This window comes from Neobacillus drentensis (genome assembly GCF_036966985.1).
In the GTDB taxonomy this organism is placed as follows: Bacteria; Bacillota; Bacilli; order Bacillales; family Cytobacillaceae; genus Neobacillus; species Neobacillus drentensis_E.
The window spans coordinates 1-3,599 of sequence record NZ_JBALSN010000656.1; the positions used below are offsets into that span (position 1 = coordinate 1).

The 3,599-nt window shown below is 40.9% G+C and carries 3 protein-coding genes; 2 read left to right on the forward strand and 1 reads right to left on the reverse strand.

The window, feature by feature from the left end; all coding sequences use genetic code 11:
- Window positions 1-43: 43 nt before the first annotated feature.
- A complete protein-coding gene (locus tag V7659_RS29905; RefSeq protein WP_283873598.1) occupies window positions 44-556 on the reverse strand; it encodes a gamma carbonic anhydrase family protein in 513 nt (170 codons plus the stop codon).
- A 307-nt stretch (window positions 557-863) separates the two neighbouring features.
- Between V7659_RS29905 and pruA the strand changes: the two genes are divergently transcribed.
- Both pruA and V7659_RS29915 read left to right on the forward strand, forming a co-directional pair.
- Window positions 864-2,408, forward strand: a complete 1,545-nt coding sequence (gene pruA, locus V7659_RS29910) for an L-glutamate gamma-semialdehyde dehydrogenase (protein ID WP_335543661.1) — start codon at window positions 864-866, stop codon at window positions 2,406-2,408.
- A 72-nt stretch (window positions 2,409-2,480) separates the two neighbouring features.
- The coding region (locus V7659_RS29915; protein WP_335543662.1) for an ornithine--oxo-acid transaminase at window positions 2,481-3,599 on the forward strand (1,119 nt) is incomplete at its 3' end.

Sequence of the window (3,599 nt, forward strand, 5' to 3'; positions counted from 1 at the left end):
GGTGCCTGACACCAACAAAATGTTGGTGTCAGGCACCTTTATATTATTTTAGAATCTCCCTAAACTCTTTACCTCTTTGGACGTAGTGCTCGCTAGACATCTGGAGCAGGTCCAGGTCCTTTTGGGTGATTTCTCTGACCACTCTACCAGGAGAGCCCAGTACAAGTGAACGAGGCGGGATTTTTATTCCACCGGATAGAAGTGTATTGGCCCCAATAATACAATCCTCGCCAACCTCAACATTGTCTAACAGTGTCGATCCCATACCAATAATGCACCGATTGCCAACTTTACAGCCATGCAAAATAACATTATGACCAATTGTCACATCATCTGCAATTTCAACCGGAAAGCCTTCAAATAAATGAATCGTTGAATTATCCTGAATGCTGCAGCGTTCACCGATGATAATCGGACCGTCATCCCCGCGTAGTACCGCATTAAACCAAACGGATGAATCCTTTCCAATTCTTACATCACCGATTAAATAAGCACCAGGCGCTACAAATACAGAGTCGTGGACAGCAGGGGAAATACCTTTGTAAGGAATAATCAAATCAATCTCTCCTTTAAACTATCAGAATTATCTTTCTATTAATCTCAATATACCATGAAATACACAGTGAAAAGGGTTTTATTTTATTAAATTGGCACTTTTTTCCTATAATATGAATTTTTTGCATCTTTTTCATTGTAAGAATGTTCAAAATGCCAAAAAATTTTGCGTATATTAATAAATTATTTATTTTGCGCAAAATTAATTTGCACCTAATACAATGAAAACCCTTTATTTATGCAAAATACAAGTTGGCACAGAACTTGCATATTAATTTGATGTAGCAAACGACAAGGGGGAACAACCATTGAAAACTTATTCACATGAACCATTTACAAACTTTGAAGATGAAAAAAATAAACAAGCATTTCAAGATGCACTCGCCTATGTACAAACACAGCTTGGCAAGGATTACCCAGTAGTCATCGGTGGAGAACGGATTACAACTGAGGGAAAAATTATTTCTATTAATCCAGCAAATAAAGAAGAAATCATTGGCCGAGTGTCAATGGCAGACCAAGAATTAGCAGAAAAGGCGATGCATGCCGCATTAACAACATTTGAAACGTGGAAAAAGTGGAGACCAGAACATCGTGCCAATATTTTATTCAAAGCGGCAGCCATTTTGCGTCGCAGAAAACACGAGTTTTCAGCTTATCTTGTGAAGGAAGCTGGAAAGCCATGGAAAGAAGCTGATGCAGATACTGCCGAAGCGATCGACTTTATCGAGTATTACGGCCGTCAAATGCTTAAATTGAAAGAAGGCTCACCAGTAAATAGCCGAACTGGAGAATTTAACCAGTATCACTATATCCCACTAGGTGTAGGGATTATTATTTCACCGTTCAACTTCCCATTAGCGATTATGGCAGGAACAACCATTGCAGCAATTGTTTCGGGGAATACTGTTCTTCTTAAACCAGCAAACTCAACACCAGTAGTTGCAGCAAAATTCGTCGAGTTGATGGAGGAAGCAGGTCTTCCAAAAGGAGTGTTAAACTTTGTACCAGGTAGCGGCGCACAAATTGGTGATTACCTCGTTGATCATCCAAAAACACGCTTTGTATCTTTTACTGGTTCACGTGAAGTAGGCTGCCGCATTAATGAACGGGCAGCGAAGGTACATCCAGGGCAAAAATGGATCAAACGTGTGATAGCTGAAATGGGCGGTAAGGACACGGTGGTAGTTGATAACGATGCAGATTTAGATTTAGCTGCTTCAAGCATTGTCTATTCCGCTTTTGGTTTTTCTGGCCAAAAATGTTCGGCTGGTTCCCGTGCAGTTATTCATCAGGATGTGTATGATGTCGTGCTTGAGAAAGTTGTGGCATTAACAAGAACACTTACTCTTGGAAATCCTGAAGAAGCAAATACTTATATGGGACCTGTTATTGATGGCAAATCGTTCAAAAAAATCATGAATTATATGGAAGTGGGCAAGCAAGAAGGCCGACTTATGACGGGCGGCGAAGGTGATGATTCAAAAGGGTACTTCATCCAGCCGACAATCTTCGCTGATTTAGATGAAAACGCACGCCTCATGCAAGAAGAAATTTTCGGACCAGTTCTTGGAATTAGTAAGGCACGTGACTTTGACCATTTGATGACAATTGCTAATAATACGGACTATGGTTTAACGGGTGCATTGATTTCGAATAATCGCGAACATATTGAACGCGCACGCGAAGAATTCCATGTGGGCAATTTATATTTTAACCGCACTTGTACAGGTGCAATTGTTGGATACCAGCCATTTGGTGGTTTCAATATGTCTGGAACGGATTCGAAAGCAGGCGGTCCAGAATACTTACTGCTCCATATGCAAGCTAAAACAACATCAGAAACACTTTAAAAACAACAACTTAGATCCCTCGGGTGGGTTCGGGAACTCATCCTACCCGAGGAAATTAGAGGAGGAACAATAATGACAGTCTCAGAAACTACTAAAACGAATCAAATTATTGAACAAACACATAAATTCGGTGCCAATAACTATCATCCACTGCCAATCGTAATTGCGAAGGCGGAGGGCGTATGGGTGGAAAGTCCAGAAGGAAACCGTTATATGGATATGTTAAGTGCGTATTCAGCAGTTAACCAAGGACATCGTCACCCAAAAATCATTCAAGCATTAAAGGACCAAGCAGATAAGGTCACCCTAACCTCTCGTGCTTTTCATAATGATCAACTGGGACCATGGTACGAAAAAATTTGTCAATTAACCAATAAAAATATGGCCCTCCCAATGAATACTGGTGCAGAAGCGGTTGAAACGGCGCTTAAAGCAGCCCGCCGCTGGGGTTATGATGTAAAAGGAATTGCTGAAAATCAAGCAGAAATAATCGCCTGTGTAGGAAATTTCCATGGACGGACGATGGGTGCTGTTTCCTTATCATCAGACCCAGAATATAAGCGTGGCTTCGGACCAATGTTACCAGGAATCAATTTAATTCCTTATGGTGATCTTGACGCATTGAAAGCCGCCATTACACCAAACACAGCTGCATTTTTAATTGAGCCTATTCAAGGTGAAGCCGGGATTATTTTACCACCAGAAGGATTTTTGAAAGCGGCATCTGAATTATGTAAGGAAAACAATGTATTGTTCATTGCAGATGAAATTCAAGTGGGCTTAGCACGTACAGGTAAAATGTTTGCCTGCGATTGGGAAGACGTAAATCCTGATATGTTGATCTTAGGTAAAGCATTAGGCGGAGGGGTATTCCCAATTTCCTGTGTCGTAGCAAATTCTGATGTATTAGGTGTATTTAATCCAGGTTCCCACGGGTCAACATTCGGAGGAAATCCATTAGCCTGCGCGGTGTCACTTGCAGCTTTGGAAGTGATTGAGGAAGAAAAACTAGCAGAACGCTCGCTAGAATTAGGCAAATACTTCTTTGAAAAATTACAGTCGATTCAAAATCCAAAAATTAAATCGGTCAGAGGCAAAGGGTTATTTATCGGGGTTGAACTTACAGAAGCCGCAAGACCATATTGTGAGCAGTTAAAAGAAGCAGGGTTATTATGTAAAGAAACCCATGAC